This is a genomic window from Streptomyces sp. NPDC050560 (assembly GCF_044457285.1).
In the GTDB taxonomy this organism is placed as follows: Bacteria; Actinomycetota; Actinomycetes; order Streptomycetales; family Streptomycetaceae; genus Streptomyces.
Genome location: NZ_JBITGT010000002.1, coordinates 378,920 through 395,011 on the forward strand (window position 1 = coordinate 378,920; position 16,092 = coordinate 395,011).

The following is a 16,092-nucleotide window of genomic DNA, read 5'->3' on the forward strand; positions in this document are numbered from 1 at the left end:
AGTGCCTCCGCCGGCAACCGACGGAAAGGTCACACCCGTGCCAGACGTCAGGCCAGGACCCGACCCGGCAGAGCCCGACGGCCCCGACCGCCCCGCGCGTGCCCGCAGACGCCCGCCCGGGCGCCGCGCCGCGCGGCGGCTGCTCGCCGCGGGACTGCCCGCGCTCGCGCTCGCCGCAGCGGCGCTCCTGCCCGCACAGCCGGCCGGCGCCGCGGCCGCGCACCACGGCGGGCACGACGACCCCGCCCATACGGACGTCCTGTTCATCGGCGCCCACCCCGACGACGAGCACGGCGACCTCGCCGCCTTCGGGCAGTGGCAGGAGGACGACGGCGTCAGTACCGGCGTCGTCACCATCACCAGGGGCGAGGGCGGCGGCAACGCCGCCGGGCCCGAGGAGGGCGCGCCGCTCGGCCTGATCAGGGAGACCGAGGAGCGCACCGCCGTCGGTTACGCGGGCATAGACAACGTCTACTACCTCGACAAGCCGGACTTCTGGTACACCCTCTCCGCGCCGCTGACCACGAAGGTCTGGGACGGCGCCCCGCAGCAGCCCGACACCCTGGAGAAGATCGTCAGGCTGATCCGCGCCACCACGCCGAAGACCGTGGTGACCATGGACCCCCGGCCCTTCAACCAGCACGGCGGCCACCAGATGGCCGCCAGGCTCGCCACCGAGGCGTTCGAACTCGCCGGTGATCCGCACGCGTTCCCCGAGCAGCTCACCAAGGAGCGGTACCGCCCCTGGCGGCCCTCGGAGCTGCTGGCCCAGCACGGCTCCACCGACCTGCCCGTCGGCAGGCAGTGCGCCTCCGCGAAGCTCACAGACCCCGACACCGGGCTGCCGCTCAAGGGCGTCTGGGAGGGCACCAGGTCCAGGCAGCAGGGCGACACCTGGGCCCAGTTGGAGCGCGACGCCGCCCGCAAGTACGTCACCCAGGGCTATGAGTCGATGCCCGCGAAGGTCGACACCCCGAGGGACAAGCTCGGCTGCGACTGGTTCTCCGTCCTCGCCAGGCATGGCAAGCCCGTGCGCGAGCCCGTCACCGCGCAGAGCGGCCTCAAGCCGCTGTTCGAGGACTTCAGGGACTGGTCGCGCAAGGTCGGCATGCCCTGGCTCGCGAACAACGCCCAGCCCGACTACCCGGACGCCCCCGCCACCACCGTCCCCGAGGCCGCCGAGCGGCCCACCGTGGACGCGGCCGCGTCGCCCGGCGAGTACACCGGCGAGGAGCTGACGCTCCAGCACTGGCAGGACGACCCCTGCGACTCGGCCGCCGACTGCGCCGCCACCGCCAAACTCACCCGCTACGGCGACGACCTCTACGCGCTGGTGACGGTCGCCGACGACACCAAGGGCACCGCGCTCGACACCGAGGACTGCAAGCGGCACTGGCGCACCGACTCCGTGGAGATCGGGCTCGACCCGCGCGGCGACTCCGACGACACCTCCACGGTGTTCAAGACCGGCATCCTGCCCTTCACCGCGGACGGCGGCCCCTGCGCCGAGCGCGACGCGGACTTCCACCAGGGCACCGCGGCCGACACCGCCCCCGGGATGGAGGTCGCCGCCAAGGTCAGCGAGCCGTACACCGGCTACACGGTCGAGGTGAAGATCCCGCTCGGCTCGCTGCCCGGGGCCGTCGACCCGGCCGCGATGACCGCGAACATCATGGTGTACGACTCCGACACCCAGGACAAGACGGGGCAGACCAGGCTCGCGTGGTCGCCGTACGGCAGCGCGCAGGGCGACCCGTACGTCTGGGGGAAGACCGCGCTCGACGGCTACACGCCGCCCGAGCAGCCGCCCGCGGGCGACCCGGTGATCCCGCTTGAGGCCGCGCAGAGCGCCGACTCGCCCGCCTCCGTCGCCCAGTCCCACCGCACCGGCGTCCCGCTCGCCGCGGGGCCCCGCGTGCCCGGCCACCACGGGGGGCACTGAACACGGCCCCGGGGGTGACGGCGGCGCGGGCACCGGCCGCCGTCACCCCCGGGGCGTCTCCTGCTCGCGCTGGCAGTGCGGGCACCACACCGTGCCACGCCCACCGACCCGCCCCCGGGCGAGCCGGGTCCCGCAGCGCGGGCAGTCCCCGGCCGGGGCGTCGCGGTGCCCGGTCAGCCAGTCGCGGCCCGGCGGCACCCGCCCCGAGGCCACGGAGGCACGCAGGGTGGCCCGCATGTCACGGTGGAGCCGCCCGCGCTGGGCGTCCGAGAGGGCCGGCACCGGGGTGCGCGGGTGCAGCCTCGCCCGCCACAGGATCTCGTCCGCCAGCAGGTTGCCGAGGCCCGCGAGCACCGACTGGTCGGTCAGCGTCGGCTTGAGGCGTCCCCTGTGTCCCGCGAGCGCCGCGTCGAGGCCCGCCCGGGAGAGCGCGCCCGCGTCCGGGCCCTGGTCGCCGATCACCCGCCGCTCGTCCTCAAGGCCGTGCGCCAGCCACAGGCCCTTCAGCTTCCGCTGGTCGCGGAAGCGCAGCTCACGGCCGCCGCCGAGGACGAACACCACCCGGTCGTGCGGATGCCGCTCCCGGCCCCCTTCCGCGCACACCAGCTCCCCCGTCATCCCGAAGTGCAGCAGCAGCGTCGGGCCCCCGGTCGGCGCGAGCAGCCACTTCCCGCGCCGCTCGGGGCGCCCGAAGCGCCGCCCCGTCAGCTCGCGCCGCAGCCCCGCGGCCGTCATCCCGCGCAGCACCCCGCTGTCGCGCACCTCGACCCGCCGCACCTGGCGCCCGCCCGCGCAGCCGTCGAAGACCCTCAGGTACGCCTCCACGTCCGGCAGCTCCGGCATCAGGACCACCGCCCTTCCACGGCCTCACGACGGCAGGGCCGCACGAGTTCCCGTACGACCGGATTCGACTCACCCGAAAGAGTGCTGGAGCGGTCGCGCCCGTGAGCACGTAGGCTCGTGCCAGACGGGAGATTCCCGCCGGTCCTGCGCGGCGCAGCCGGCGCAGTGCGGTGACCGGCGCAGTGCAGTACGGACAGAGTGCAGAGTGCAGTACGGACAGGAAGCCAGGAGCTGATCGTGATTCCCGGTGGTGGCCAGCCCAACATGCAGCAGTTGCTGCAACAGGCCCAGCAGATGCAGGAGAACCTGGCCCGCGCCCAGGAGGAGCTGGCCGACGCCGAGGTCGAGGGCCAGGCGGGCGGCGGTCTCGTGCGGGCCACGGTGACCGGCTCGGGCGAGCTGCGCGGCCTGGTCATCGACCCCAAGGCGGTCGACCCCGAGGACACCGAGACGCTGGCCGACCTGGTGGTCGCCGCGGTCCAGGCGGCCAACGAGAACGCGCGCGAGTTGCAGCAGCAGAAGCTCGGCCCGCTCGCCCAGGGCCTCGGCGGCGGCGGCATCCCGGGCCTGCCGTTCTGACCTGAGCGCGGGCGCCCGCGCGGCGCCCCGCGGACCCGCGCACGCGCGGCGTCCCACGACCGAGCGAGACGCGAGAAAGGCACTCCGTTGTACGAAGGCGTGGTCCAGGACCTCATCGACGAGCTGGGCAGGCTGCCCGGCGTCGGTCCCAAGAGCGCGCAGCGGATCGCCTTCCACATCCTCCAGACGGAGCCCACCGACGTCCGCCGGCTCGCGCACGCGCTGCTTGAGGTGAAGGACAAGGTCCGCTTCTGCGCCGTCTGCGGCAACGTCGCCCAGGAGGAGCGCTGCGGCATCTGCCGCGACGCCCGCAGGGACGGCGGGGTCATCTGCGTCGTGGAGGAGCCCAAGGACGTGGTCGCGATCGAGCGGACCCGCGAGTTCCGCGGCCGCTACCACGTGCTCGGCGGCGCGATCAGCCCCATCGAGGGCGTCGGCCCCGACGACCTGCGGATCAGGGAGCTGCTCGCCCGGCTCGCCGACGGCGCCGTCACCGAGCTGATCCTGGCCACCGACCCCAATCTGGAGGGCGAGGCCACGGCCACGTACCTCGCACGCATGATCAAGCCCATGGGCCTGAAGGTCACCCGCCTGGCCAGCGGCCTCCCGGTGGGAGGAGATCTGGAGTACGCGGACGAGGTCACCCTGGGCCGCGCTTTCGAGGGGAGACGACTCCTAGATGTCTGAGACCACACGGACCACTGAGCCGGCGGCGGGCCTCGCCCCCGGGGCCGCGGACGGCGATCCGTCGGACTTCGCCGTCCAGATCCGGGACCAGGTGGAGAGCTTCATCGTCGCGGTCACCGAGGTCGCCAGGGGCGACGAGCCCGACTCGGCGATCCCCTACCTGCTGCTCGAAGTGTCGCAACTGCTGCTCGCGGGCGGCCGGCTCGGCGCCCACGAGGACGTGCTGCCCGACGAGCGCTACGAGCCCGACCTCGGGCCCGAGGGTGACGTCGACGAGTTGCGCGAACGGCTCGCCGGGCTGCTCGACCCGGTGGACGTCTACTCCGAGGTGTTCGACCCGTACGAGCCGCGCAAGGCGCCCGTCGCCTGCCGGATCTCCGACGACCTCGCCGACGTCGTCACCGACCTCAGGCACGGCATGGCGCACTACCGCGAGGGCCGCATCGCCGAGGCCCTGTGGTGGTGGCAGTTCTCCTACTTCTCCAACTGGGGCTCGACCGCCTCCGCCTGCCTGCGGGCCCTCCAGTCCCTGGTGGCGCACGTCAGGCTGAACCAGCCCCTCGCGGAACTCGACGGCCTCGACACCGACCAGGACATCGCCGAGGACGCCCTGGAGGAGGAGGCAGGACAGGTCATGGCGGAGGAGATCGCCCACCCACTGGGACTGCGCGACACCCGCTGACCGCACCCCGCGGCGCACCGGGGGCGGCCGGGGCGGCCGCCGAGCCCGCGCCACACATGCCCCCGCCCCCGCGCGCCTCGCGCGCCCTGGCCCCCGCACGCCCGGAGCCGCCCCCGGTGTCACGGAGGAGACCCCGCTGTCACGGAGGCTTCCGTGGGCCCGTATCGCGGGCGGGGGCGGGGGAATGCTGTGAGGCGGGCCACTTTTCGCGGGGGGCGGAGTGTGGCGGCGGGGTGCGGGGCAGGTGCGGTGAGGGGTCGGGGGGCATACGGTCCGAACGGAGGCCGCCCTGACCCCGGCAGTCGCATCGTGAGCCCTACGTCTCGCGATACGGGTGGCCAGGGCCCCGTCCCGGCCGCTCGGTAAAATGACCCTGGCCGCGCCCCCGCGCGCGGATGAACACGGATGGAGCGAGGAGCGCAGGTGGGCCTTGTCGTGCAGAAGTACGGAGGCTCCTCCGTAGCCGATGCGGAAGGCATCAAGCGCGTCGCCAAGCGGATCGTCGAGGCCAAGAAGAACGGCAACCAGGTGGTTGTCGTGGTCTCCGCGATGGGCGACACCACGGACGAGCTGATCGATCTCGCCGGGGAGGTGTCCCCGATGCCCTCAGGCCGCGAGTTCGACATGCTGCTGACCGCGGGCGAACGCATCTCCATGGCGCTGCTCGCGATGGCGATCAAGAACCTCGGCCATGAGGCCCAGTCGTTCACCGGCAGCCAGGCGGGCGTCATCACCGACTCGGTCCACAACAAGGCCCGGATCATCGACGTCACCCCGGGCCGCATCCGCACCTCGGTCGACGAGGGCAACATCGCCATCGTCGCCGGCTTCCAGGGCGTCTCACAGGACAAGAAGGACATCACCACCCTGGGGCGCGGCGGCTCCGACACCACGGCGGTGGCCCTCGCCGCCGCCCTCGACGCCGACGTCTGCGAGATCTACACCGACGTGGACGGCGTCTTCACCGCCGACCCCCGCGTGGTGAAGAAGGCACGCAAGATCGACGCGATCTCCTTCGAGGACATGCTGGAGCTGGCAAGCTCGGGCTCCAAGGTGCTGCTGCACCGCTGCGTCGAGTACGCCCGCCGTTACAACATCCCGATCCACGTCCGCTCGTCCTTCTCGGGCCTGAAGGGCACCTGGGTCAGCAACAGTCCACGAGAAGCGCAAGGGGAAAAGCAGGTGGAGCAGGCCATCATCTCGGGTGTCGCCCATGACACCTCCGAGGCCAAGGTCACGGTCGTCGGCGTACCTGACAAGCCCGGAGTGGCCGCGTCGATCTTCCGCACCATCGCGGACGCCCTGGTCAACATCGACATGGTCGTGCAGAACGTGTCGGCGGCGTCCACCGGGCTCACCGACATCTCCTTCACCCTGCCGAAGGACGAGGGCCGCAAGGCGATCGACGCCCTGGAGCGCGCCAAGGACGCCGTGGGCTACACCTCCCTGCGCTACGACGACCAGATCGCCAAGATCTCCCTCGTCGGCGCCGGGATGAAGACCAACCCCGGTGTCACCGCCACCTTCTTCGAGGCGCTGAGCAACTCGGGGGTGAACATCGAGCTGATCTCCACCTCCGAGATCCGTATCTCCGTGGTCACCCGCGCCGACGACGTCGGCGAGGCCGTGCGCGCCGTGCACACCGCCTTCGGGCTCGACTCCGACTCGGACGAGGCCGTGGTCTACGGGGGCACCGGGCGATGACCCGGAAGCCGACGCTCGCGGTCGTGGGAGCGACCGGGGCCGTCGGCGAGGTGATGCTCCAGATCCTGTCGCAGCGCGCGGACATCTGGGGCGAGATCAGGCTGCTCGCCTCCGCCCGCTCGGCCGGGCGGAGGCTCGCCGTGCGCGGCGAGCCCACCGAGGTGCTGCCGCTCACCGAGGACGCGCTGCGCGGCGTCGACGTCGCCCTCCTCGCGGTTCCCGAGGGCGTCGCCGCCGAGTGGGCGCCGCGCGCCGCCGCCGCGGGCGCGGTCGTCGTCGACGCGAGCGGCGCCTTCCACGCGGACCCCGAGGTGCCCCTCGTGGTCCCCGAGGTCAATCCGCACGCGGTACGGGTCAGGCCGCGCGGCATCCTCGCGAGCCCCGGGTGCGCGACCCTCGCCATGATCGTGGCCGTGGGGCCCCTGCACGCCGAGTTCGGCCTCCGGGAGCTGGTCGTCTCCACCTACCAGGCCGTCAGCTCGGCGGGCCGCGCGGGCGTGGACACGCTGCGCCGCCAGATGTCCCTGGTCGCCGGGACCGAACTCGGCACCCACCCGGGCGACGTACGGCGCGCGGTGGGGGAGAGCACCGGGCCCTTCCCCGAGCCGGTCGCGCTGAACGTCGTGCCCTGGGCGGGCACCCCGGGCGACGACGGCTGGTCCTCGGAGGAGATCCGGATCAGGGACGAGTCCCGCAGGATTCTGGGCCTGCCGAGGCTGCGGGTCGGCGCCACCTGTGTGCGGGTGCCCGTGGTCACCACCCACGCCGTGACCGTGCACGCGGTCTTCGAGGAGGAGATCACCGTGGCACGCGCCCGGGAGATCCTGGACACCGCGCCGGGCGTGGTCCTCTTCGACGACCCGGGCGCCGGCGAGTTCCCCACCCCCGCCGACGCGGTCGGCACCGACCCCTCCTGGGTCGGCAGGGTACGCCGCGGCCTCGACGACCCCGCCGCGCTCGAACTCTTCGTCTGCGGCGACAACCTCCGCAAGGGCGCCGCACTCAACACCGCGCAGATCGCGGAACTCGTCGTCGGCGAGCGCCCGTAGCCCGTCCTCGGGGCCGTCGAGCGCGTACGCGCGGGAACGGGCCGATGTCCGAACGGGCCGCCGTCGCCGCCCGATTGATCCCCGGAGCGCTGCCCGAACGGGCACCGGACGCCACGGGACGGTCACAAACGGAATCGGGTCCCCTGCGACCGCGCCGCGGCCGGAACCGTAGGATCGCCACGTCCCCGTCCTGTGGGTGTCCTGTGGACGTGTCACGGAGCGGGAACCACCCGGGCGCCGCCGGGCGTCTGCACCGTCGTCCGGCACTGGCGGCCCACCCGGGGGCAATCGGGGCATAAGGGGAGATCTGGTAGGCATGTTGGCGTACAGCCCACCGTCGGCAGAGGCACCCGAGGCCCCCGGCGCCGCCGGGATGCCGGATCGACCGATCGATGGGCGGTTTCTTGCGGGCCCGTACAACCCTGACGGGGGGAAGAGTGTCCAACAGGCGTGGCAGAGGTACTCGATTTCACGGCAGCGGCAAGCGCTTCGTCCCTGCGTCCAGGCCGAACGCGCTTTCCCGGCGGTATGCCGGTGATCGCTCCCATGCCCGCGGCGCGGCCGTCCCGTATGCCCAAGCAGCGCGAGGGCTCTGACGAGACGATGGCCGCAGGCACCACAGTCGATCACCTCACCGAGACCTACCGCGCCCACTACCGCTCGCTCCTCGGCCTCGCCGCCCTCCTGCTCGACGACACCGCCTCCTGCGAGGACGTCGTCCAGGAAGCCTTCATACGGGTGCACTCCGCCCGCAAGCGGGTGCGCGACCCCGAGAAGACCCTCGCCTACCTCCGCCAGACCGTAGTCAATCTCTCCCGTTCCGCACTGCGCCGCCGCATCCTCGGCGTCAAGCTGCTCTCCAAGCCGATGCCCGACATGGCGAGCGCCGAGGAGGGCGCGTACGACCAGTTGGAGCGCGACGCGCTGATCAAGGCCATGCGCGGCCTCCAGCGGCGTCAGCGCGAGGTGCTGGTCCTGCGCTACTTTGTCGACATGACCGAGGCACAGGTCGCCGAGGCCCTGGGCATATCGCTCGGCTCCGTGAAGGCGTACGGCTCCCGAGGCATCGCGGCCCTGCGGATCGCCATGGAGGCGCCCGCATGACCAGGCACGAGTGGGACTCCACGGGGGACGAAGCCCCCGAGGCCGAGGGCCCCACGCACTCCACGCCACCGCCCGACGGCGGCACCACCCGGGGACCCGGGGACGAAGCCGGACCCCGTGAGGCCGCCGGAGACACCGCCGCGGGCCCCGCTGCGGACGCCGCGGGGGGACGGGCCGCGGACGGGGACAGGGCGGAAGCCGATACCGGGGCTGAGGCCGAGGTTGACGCCGACGCGGAAGCCGGGGCTGACGCGGAGAGCGACGGCGCGGCCGAGGCTGACGCGTCCGACACCGCTGACGCGTCCGACACCGCTGACGCGTCCGACACCGCTGACGCGTCCGACGCCACCGACGCGTCCGACGCACCCGACCCCGACCTCCCCCCCCTGCCCTGGCTGAACACCCCCGCGCGGGAGGAGCCCCCCGCGGCCCTGCGGGGGACCGGCGCGTCGCACGATGTCGACGGGAGTGGGGAACTCGCCCCCGACGAGGCCGCGCTGCGGCGCCTCCTGCACGAGGCCGTCAGTGAGATCGAGCCCGACGACGGCGGCCTTGAGCGGCTGCGCCGCGCCATCCCGGCCCGTCGCGCGCGCAGGCGGAACGCCCTCATCGGCGCCGCCGCCACCGTCTTCCTCGTCGCCGTCGCCGTCCCCGCGCTCGTCCATGTCTCGGGCGCGGGCGGCTCCGACGACGACCACCCCGCCGTCGCCGGGCACGGCGAGGCGACCCACGGCGACAAGGACCGCAGCCAGGACCCCGACGGCGGGCACCGCGCGCCCCCGCCCTCCGGCAAGGGCGGCGACCACGACGACCACGGCAAGAACGACCACGGCAAGGCCAACGGCGGCGGCAGCGGCGGCGCGAACGGCGGGCCCGACCCCTCCGACTCGCTCGACTCCGCCGCGCCCGCCTGCTCGGCCGACCAGCTCGGCGGCGCCTCCACCTCCGTCAACCCGCCGGACGGCGCGGGCAAGGTGTACGGCTCCTTCACCGTCAGCAACGTCTCGGCGAGCGCCTGCACCATAGACGGCGAGGGCGTCGTCGCCACCTTCCCGCAGGGTGCCGCGAGCCGCTCCCGGGTCGGCGTGCTGGTGCACACCCCGGGCGACGCGGCCACCCAACTGCCCTCTCCCGCCCTGGAGCCGTCCCACGTGGTGCTCCAGCCGGGCTCCGGCTACCGGGTCGAGTTCGCGTGGGTGCCCTCGGGCAACTGCTCGCCCGGCGGCGGCGACGACAGCGGCGGCGGCGACGGCGGCTCCTCGCCCGACCCCTCGCCGTCCGGCGGCACCGACGGCGGCGACGACCCGACCGCAGGCGACGGCCTCAGCTCCCAGACGTACGCGGAGGAAGGGGGCACCGCGGACAGCAGCATCAGGGTGTCCCACACCGCGCAGCCCGGCGGCCCCTCGACCGGCGCCACCATCGCGAACGCCTGCGCGGGCACCCTGTACCACACGGGCGTCCTGCCCGCGTCCTGACGACCGGCACCGCGCACCGGGCGCCCACCGAGCGGCGGGGCGCCCGGTCGCCCGAGCCGACAGCCAAAGCTACCGGCGGGCCGCCCCTCCACCGGTGCCCGCCGCCGCACCGGCAGCCGTCTCCGCGGCGTCCACCGGGGGCGCAGGCGCCAGGCCGAGCCGCGCGTCCCGTGCCGCCTCCGTCTCCCGGCGCAGCAGCCGGAACCACATGAAGACCACGAAGCCCGCGAAGACGAACCACTCCCCGGTGTAGCCCAGGTTCTGGAACGCCTTCAGATCGAGGCCGCCGCCCTCGGGCGCCTTCGGCGGCACCGTCGTCATGCCGGGGTCGGCGCGGTCGAGGGTGAGCCACGCGTCGTAGACGCCGTACGGGACGAGGTTCACCAGCGAGGCGGCGCTGATCATGCCGACCTGGCCGCGCGGCAGCCCGCTCTGCGCGGTGACCCCGTCGGTGCCCGTCGTCTCGGACGCCTGCACCAGGCCCGTGACGCTCACCTCGCCCGAAGGCGCCGCGGGCGCGCGGTCGGGGCGGCCGGGCAGCCAGCCGCGCACCACGGGCAGCGCCCTGCCGCCGTCGGTGCGCAGCAGCGCCAGCACATACGAGCCGTCCCTGCCGTCGAGAGCGCGCCCCGGCACCAGGAACTGGTCCGCGTAGCGCCCGCCGGCCCTGGCCCTCTCGCCCGAGGTGTCCTCGCTCACCGGCAGCAGCCGGGCCAGCGGCCGCGCGGGCGCCCGGCGGGCGGAGGCGGCGGCGCTCGACGCCTCATGGTGGTCGTGGACCCGGTCCTCGAACCGGCCGAGCTGCCACGACCCCATGAACACACAGACGGGAATCGCCACGAGGGCGAACACGTTGATGCCCCACCAGCGGGGGGTCAGCAGGAACCGGTACACGCCTCCCACGGTACGGCGGCGCCCCTGGGGGCCCGGCCGCGGCCCCGCCGTGGCGGCTACACGCGGGTGTGCGCGAGCGCGAAGTCCAGCTCCGCGCGCACCTGCCGCAGCCGCTCCTCGATCACCAGCGAGCCGTGGCCCGCGTCGTACCGGTACACCTCGTGCTCGGCGCCGCGCGCCGCGAGCCCGGCCACGTAGTTCTCCACCTGGCGGATGGGGCAGCGCGGGTCGTTCGTACCGGCGGAGATGTACACCGGGGCCCGTACCGCGTCCACGTACGTCAGCGGGGACGACGCCTCGTAGCGCTCGGGCACCTCGTCGGGGGCGCCGCCGAGCAGCGAGCGGTCCATCGCCTTCAGCGCCTCCATCTCGTCGTGGTAGGCGGTCACGTAGTCCGCGACCGGCACCGCGGCCACCCCGACCGTCCACGCCCCCGGCTGGGTGCCGAGGCCGAGCAGGGTGAGGTAGCCGCCCCAGGAGCCCCCGGTCAGCACCAGGCGCTCCGGGTCCGCGAGGCCCGAGGCCACCGCCCAGTCCCGCACCGCGGCGACGTCCTCCAGCTCGATCAGGCCGACCCGGTGCTTGAGCGCGTCCGTCCACTCCCTGCCGTACCCGGTCGAGCCGCGGTAGTTGACCCGTACCACCGCGAAGCCGTGGTCCACCCAGGCCGCCGGGCCCGCGGCGAACGCGTCGCTGTCGTGCCAGGTCGGGCCGCCGTGCAGCTCGAACACCGTCGGCAGCGGCCCCGTCGTGCCCGCGGGGCGCTGCACCAGCGCGTGCACCCTGCCCGCCGGGCCCTCCACCCATGCGTCGGTGACCGGCACCGAGGCGGGCGCCTTCTGGCCCGGCGGTTCGAGCACCACACCGCCCGCGGTGGAGCGCACCACCGGCGGCTCGGCGGCCGACGACCACAGGTACTCGACGCTGCCGTCGGGCCGCGCGGTCGCCGCCGACACCGTGCCGCGCGGGGTGTCGATCCTGGTGAGCGCGCGCTCCGCGATGTCGTAGCGCCACAGCTCGCTGCGGGCCTCGTAGCCGTGCACGACGAGCAGCCCGGACGCGTCGGGGCACCACTCGGCCGACACATCACCCGGCAGGTCGAGCGCGAGGTCGCTCTCCTCGCCCGAGCGCACGTCCCACAGCATCGGCTCCCAGCGGCCGCGGCGCTGGTGCCCGACGAGCAGCCTGGTGTCCCCGGCGGCCGGCGCGAAACCCAGCGCGCAGAGGCCGAGGTCGACGCCGCCGCCCTTGGTGTCGTCGAGTTCCGCGACGGTGCTCCCGTCGGGGGCGATGATCCGCAGCGCGGCGTGCATCGCGTCGCCGTGCTCGGTGTGCTCCACGGCGATCAGCGTGCCGTCGTGGGAGATGTCCGCGACGTCCGCCGACTCCCGGTGCCGGTAGACCTCCACCGGGGCCGCCCCCTCCCGCACCAGGTGCAGGGTGGAGCCGTCCTCGTCGGTGGAGCGGCCGACGACGGCGGTACGGCCGTCCCTGGCGAGCGCGAGCCCGGCCGGGTACGACGGCGCGAGTCCCGGCGCGGCGGGCTCGTCCGCGGACGCGCCGTCCGCCGCGGGCCCCGGCTCGGTGAAGCGGCGGCGGCGCCACACGCCGAACTCGTCGCCGTCCTTGTCGTCGAACCACCAGATCCACTCGCCGTCGGGCGAGAGCGTGCCGTCCGTGGTGCCGTTGGCCCGCCGGGTGACCTGGCGCCGCTCGCCGGTCTCCCGGTCCCACGCGTACAGCTCGAACGTCCCCGAGGCGTTCGACACGAACAGGGAGCGCCCCGGCGCGTCCGCTGCCCATTCCGGCAGGGACACCCGGGGCGCCCTGAACCGCTTCTCCCAGTCCGGCATCTCGCTCATCCGCCCATTGTGACCCGGGGCCGGCCGTGCCCCCCGGGGCGGGTGTGGCAGGCCCCGCGGGGCAGGGCGGCGGCTCGGCGCCGGACGCGCGGCCTACAGGTCGAACTCGTGCGGGGGCAGGTCGAGCGTGAAGCACGCCTCGCGGACGACGGCCTGCTCGGTCTTGTCGAAGTCGCCGTCGGCGCCGCCGATGACGATGCCGATCTGGATCACGGCACGCGCCTCCGCGGGCTTCTTCTTGGCCTTGGCGATCTCCTGGAGGACGCCGACCTTGCCGAAGTCGAAGTCGGCGGCGAGCTTGTCCAGATTGGCCTCGAAGCGGCGGCGGAGGTCGTCGGCCGGGAAGTTCTGGAGCACCTCGTTGGTGGAGATGAGCTGGGCGACGCGCTGGCGCTCGGAGGGGTCGACGGTGCCGTCGGCGGCGGCGACGAGTGCGCACATCGCCATGCTCGCGTCACGGAAGGCGCCGCTCTTCAGGTCGTTCTTCTTCGACACGAGCTGTGTCTGCATCGTCGAGGCGGATTCCTTGACGCGGTCCCACAGGGCCATTTCAGAACTCCGGTTGAGTCGGAACGGTGTCTTACGGTCGCGGGGACCCGGCGGGCCCCTCACGCCGACAACTCTCCCCCGCGCCCGTGAGTTCCCGGCGGGCCGTGACCACGCAGGAGGGGGCCGGCCCGCCGTGCGGCCGGCCCCCTCCGGGAGGCGTGCCCCGCGCAGGGGGCGTGGTGCGTGGCGTCAGCCGTTGCCGTTGCCCGCGCCGTTGCCGGACAGCACCGGGATCTCGTCCAGCAGGTGCGACAGCGGCTCGTCGCCCTTGGCCTGGGTCGAGTTGTCGGCGCACTGCTGGTTCTGCGGGTTGGACAGGACGTCGACGTCCTGCACGGTGACCGGCACGAGGCCGACAAGCGAGCCGACGTTCGCCTTCACCGGCACGCCGAGGCACAGGTCGTTCAGGGTGCCCTGGACCAGCGTCAACTGCGGGCTCTGGTCGCCCTTCGCCGACGAGTTGCCGTACGCGGTCTGGGCGCCGTTGCCGTTGACCGTGGTGGTGCCGTCGTCGTTGCCCGCCGCCATGGCCTGGGGGGCGATGGTCGCCACGGCACCGGCGACGGAAACGGCCACAGTCGCGGCCGCCCACAGCTTCTTCATGATGGTTCCTTTCGAAAAGCGGACTCCGGGGCCGGAGGCTGCATGCTGATCAACTGCCCGGGGGCCACTCGGTTGCGGGCCATGACCCGTTCGGGGTAATCCCGCCGGGGAGAACTCGTCCGCACCCCGGGTGCGGAGTTTCACCGCGTCCCGGCGGAGGAACGGATGGTGCGGTGCGCCGGAAGCCCCGCCCGCGCGGGCGCCCGGCTCCCGGGCCGAGCGGACGATGAGGGGCGATGGCACAGAACGAGAGCGGCTGGCAGCGGCAGGGCTTCATCCCGGTGAGCAGGAGGACGCGCGAGAACCGCGACACCGAGCCCCTCTTCACCGAGCTTCTCGACTCCTGGCGGAAGCAGGGCAGGACGCTCCCGGGCCGCCCCGACCCCGAGTGGCAGGACCTCGTCTCGCGCGACTTCTGGCCCAGGGGACCCCGGGGCTGAGCCGCGCGCGGCGCGTGCCACGGGCCGGGAAGGCGGGAGGGCCCGCCGCACGGGCGGCAGGCCCTCCCCGGGGGGCGGCGGGCCTCAGCCGTTGCCGTTGCCCGCGCCGTTGGCGGACAGGATCGGGATGTTGTCGAGGATGTGCGACAGCGCCTCGTCGCCCTTGGCCTGCGTCGAGTTCTCGGTGCACTGCTGGTTCTGCGGCGAGGACAGCACGTTGAGGTCCTGGACCGTGACCGGCACGAGGCCGACCAGCGAGCCGACGTCCGCCTTGGCGGGCAGGCCGATGCAGGGCTTGTTCAGGGAGCCCTGGATGAGTCCGATCTGCGGGCTCATGTTCCCGTACGTGGCCGAGTTGCCGTACGCCTGCTGGGCGCCGTTGCCGTTCACGGACGTGGTGCCGCCGTCGTTGCCCGCGGCCAGAGCCTGCGGAGCGGCCGCGGCGCCGACGCCGACGACGGATGCGGTGATGGCCGCGGCGGCCATAGCCTTCTTGATCACGGAATATCCCTTCTGGAGGAGCCCCGTCCCGGAGCGCACTGCCCAACTCCGCTCACCCCGCATAGTTCTGTCCATTCACTCCGACGGCTTACACGCGGCCGCCCTTGTTGCCTTTGCACAGACGTTTCCGCAATCCATCGGATCGTATGAGGAAAAGGGTTCCGGGTGACATGGCGAAACCATTCCGGGGGTGCGGAGTTGAGCAGACGCGAAACCGTGCGTGTTTTGCCCGAATGAGAAAAGGAAGCCTGAAAATGCTCAAGAAGGTAATGGCCGCGGCCGCGGTCGCCGCTTCCGTCGTCGGTGCTTCGGCCATGGCCGCCCCCGGGGCGTTCGCCGCGGGCGACGACGGCGGCACCACCTCCGTCAACGGCAACGGCGCGCAGACGGCGTTCGGCAACTCCTCCACCGACGGCGACCAGAGCCCGCAGCTCAGCCTCGTCCAGGGCTCGCTGAACAAGCCCTGTGTCGGCCTGCCGCTGAAGGCCAACGTCGGCTCGCTTGTCGGCCTGGTGCCGGTCACCGTCCAGGACATCAACGTGCTGTCCAACCCGCAGAACCAGCAGTGCACCGAGAACTCCACGCAGGCCAAGGGCGACGAGCCGCTGTCGCACCTGCTGGACAACATCCCGGTGCTCTCCGGCAACGGCACCCTCAACGGGAACGGCTGACCCGGACCCCCGGAGGCCCGCCTCCGGCAGCCGTGCGCACCGGTCGCGCCCGCGTTCTCGGCGGGACCGGGGAGCGTGCCCGTGGGACCGGGCACCGCTCGTGACACTCCGTACGGCACCACCCCCAGGACCGCCCCTCCCTCCCGCGCCGCCCTCCACGGCGCGGGAGCGGAGCGGGCGGTCCTGTCGTGTGGCGCGCGAACCGGCGCCCGGCGCGCCCCGCACCACCCGGCGCGCTCCCATGCAACGCCGTGCACCCCCATGCACCCCCTGCAACCCCGCGCATTCCCTCCGCCGCCCCGATGTCCGGACCGGAGCCGACCCCCGAAGGGGCCCGAACACACGCACCCTTCTCGTACGGTGTTTCCCGCCCCGGCGGCGCTGGCGCGCGGCACCCCTGCCACGGTTCGCGGGGCGGACGCGAGGCCCCCGACCAGGGAACATCGACACGACGCACCGGCCCTGTGCCGTTTCTCCCCGGGATCTTCACCTCGATCCCGTCGA

Annotated in this window: 16 protein-coding genes; 10 read left to right on the forward strand and 6 right to left on the reverse strand. The window is 73.5% G+C overall.

What is annotated here, in order from left to right; translation table 11 throughout:
- The first annotated feature begins 37 nt into the window (after positions 1-37).
- Positions 38-1,942, forward strand: coding sequence for a sugar-binding protein (locus ACIBIW_RS06390; RefSeq protein WP_399332547.1), 1,905 nt, complete (start codon positions 38-40; stop codon positions 1,940-1,942).
- A 42-nt stretch (positions 1,943-1,984) separates the two neighbouring features.
- On the opposite strand, the gene ACIBIW_RS06395 is transcribed toward ACIBIW_RS06390, so the two are convergent.
- Positions 1,985-2,785: an Fpg/Nei family DNA glycosylase gene (locus tag ACIBIW_RS06395; protein ID WP_399332549.1), complete on the reverse strand. Its 801-nt coding sequence runs from the start codon at positions 2,783-2,785 to the stop codon at positions 1,985-1,987.
- A 237-nt stretch (positions 2,786-3,022) separates the two neighbouring features.
- Between ACIBIW_RS06395 and ACIBIW_RS06400 the strand changes: the two genes are divergently transcribed.
- The 7 genes from ACIBIW_RS06400 to ACIBIW_RS06430 all read left to right on the forward strand — a co-directional run bounded on the left by ACIBIW_RS06400 (position 3,023) and on the right by ACIBIW_RS06430 (position 10,068).
- The gene (locus ACIBIW_RS06400) at positions 3,023-3,364 is read left to right on the forward strand and encodes a YbaB/EbfC family nucleoid-associated protein (RefSeq protein ID WP_399332551.1); all 342 of its coding nucleotides are present in this window, start codon (positions 3,023-3,025) and stop codon (positions 3,362-3,364) included.
- A gap of 87 nt (positions 3,365-3,451) precedes the next feature.
- Complete coding sequence (recR, locus tag ACIBIW_RS06405) at positions 3,452-4,051, forward strand: recombination mediator RecR (protein ID WP_399332553.1); 600 nt, start codon at positions 3,452-3,454, stop codon at positions 4,049-4,051.
- Positions 4,044-4,733, forward strand: coding sequence for a DUF5063 domain-containing protein (locus tag ACIBIW_RS06410; RefSeq protein ID WP_399332555.1), 690 nt, complete (start codon positions 4,044-4,046; stop codon positions 4,731-4,733). Before recR ends, ACIBIW_RS06410 begins: the two co-directional genes overlap by 8 nt.
- A gap of 423 nt (positions 4,734-5,156) precedes the next feature.
- The gene (locus ACIBIW_RS06415; RefSeq protein ID WP_399332556.1) at positions 5,157-6,437 is read left to right on the forward strand and encodes an aspartate kinase; all 1,281 of its coding nucleotides are present in this window, start codon (positions 5,157-5,159) and stop codon (positions 6,435-6,437) included.
- Entirely contained in the window at positions 6,434-7,486 is a 1,053-nt protein-coding gene (locus tag ACIBIW_RS06420; protein WP_399332558.1) for an aspartate-semialdehyde dehydrogenase, read from the forward strand. The genes ACIBIW_RS06415 and ACIBIW_RS06420 overlap by 4 nt, the downstream gene beginning before the upstream one ends.
- Before the next feature lie 528 nt (positions 7,487-8,014).
- Complete coding sequence (locus ACIBIW_RS06425) at positions 8,015-8,590, forward strand: SigE family RNA polymerase sigma factor (protein WP_399332560.1); 576 nt, start codon at positions 8,015-8,017, stop codon at positions 8,588-8,590.
- The gene (locus tag ACIBIW_RS06430; RefSeq protein ID WP_399332562.1) at positions 8,587-10,068 is read left to right on the forward strand and encodes a hypothetical protein; all 1,482 of its coding nucleotides are present in this window, start codon (positions 8,587-8,589) and stop codon (positions 10,066-10,068) included. The genes ACIBIW_RS06425 and ACIBIW_RS06430 overlap by 4 nt, the downstream gene beginning before the upstream one ends.
- A gap of 69 nt (positions 10,069-10,137) precedes the next feature.
- Here ACIBIW_RS06430 and ACIBIW_RS06435 read toward each other — a convergent pair whose 3' ends face one another.
- The 4 genes from ACIBIW_RS06435 to ACIBIW_RS06450 form a co-directional block, all read right to left on the reverse strand.
- Positions 10,138-10,962: an SURF1 family protein gene (locus ACIBIW_RS06435; protein WP_399332564.1), complete on the reverse strand. Its 825-nt coding sequence runs from the start codon at positions 10,960-10,962 to the stop codon at positions 10,138-10,140.
- A 56-nt stretch (positions 10,963-11,018) separates the two neighbouring features.
- Positions 11,019-12,824: a S9 family peptidase gene (locus ACIBIW_RS06440; protein WP_399332566.1), complete on the reverse strand. Its 1,806-nt coding sequence runs from the start codon at positions 12,822-12,824 to the stop codon at positions 11,019-11,021.
- Positions 12,825-12,917: 93 nt separating this feature from the next.
- Positions 12,918-13,373: a tellurite resistance TerB family protein gene (locus tag ACIBIW_RS06445; RefSeq protein WP_399332567.1), complete on the reverse strand. Its 456-nt coding sequence runs from the start codon at positions 13,371-13,373 to the stop codon at positions 12,918-12,920.
- A 189-nt stretch (positions 13,374-13,562) separates the two neighbouring features.
- Positions 13,563-13,976, reverse strand: coding sequence for a rodlin (locus ACIBIW_RS06450; RefSeq protein ID WP_399332568.1), 414 nt, complete (start codon positions 13,974-13,976; stop codon positions 13,563-13,565).
- Between the two features lie 236 nt (positions 13,977-14,212).
- On the opposite strand from ACIBIW_RS06450, the gene ACIBIW_RS06455 reads away from it, so the two are divergent.
- A complete protein-coding gene (locus ACIBIW_RS06455) occupies positions 14,213-14,416 on the forward strand; it encodes a hypothetical protein (protein WP_399332570.1) in 204 nt (67 codons plus the stop codon).
- 84 nt (positions 14,417-14,500) lie between these two features.
- Here the strand turns inward: ACIBIW_RS06455 and ACIBIW_RS06460 are convergent, their stop codons facing one another.
- A complete protein-coding gene (locus ACIBIW_RS06460) occupies positions 14,501-14,917 on the reverse strand; it encodes a rodlin (protein ID WP_399332572.1) in 417 nt (138 codons plus the stop codon).
- A 254-nt stretch (positions 14,918-15,171) separates the two neighbouring features.
- Here ACIBIW_RS06460 and ACIBIW_RS06465 point away from each other — a divergent pair, with 254 nt between their 5' ends.
- Positions 15,172-15,588: a rodlin gene (locus tag ACIBIW_RS06465; RefSeq protein WP_399332574.1), complete on the forward strand. Its 417-nt coding sequence runs from the start codon at positions 15,172-15,174 to the stop codon at positions 15,586-15,588.
- Positions 15,589-16,092: the final 504 nt, after the last annotated feature.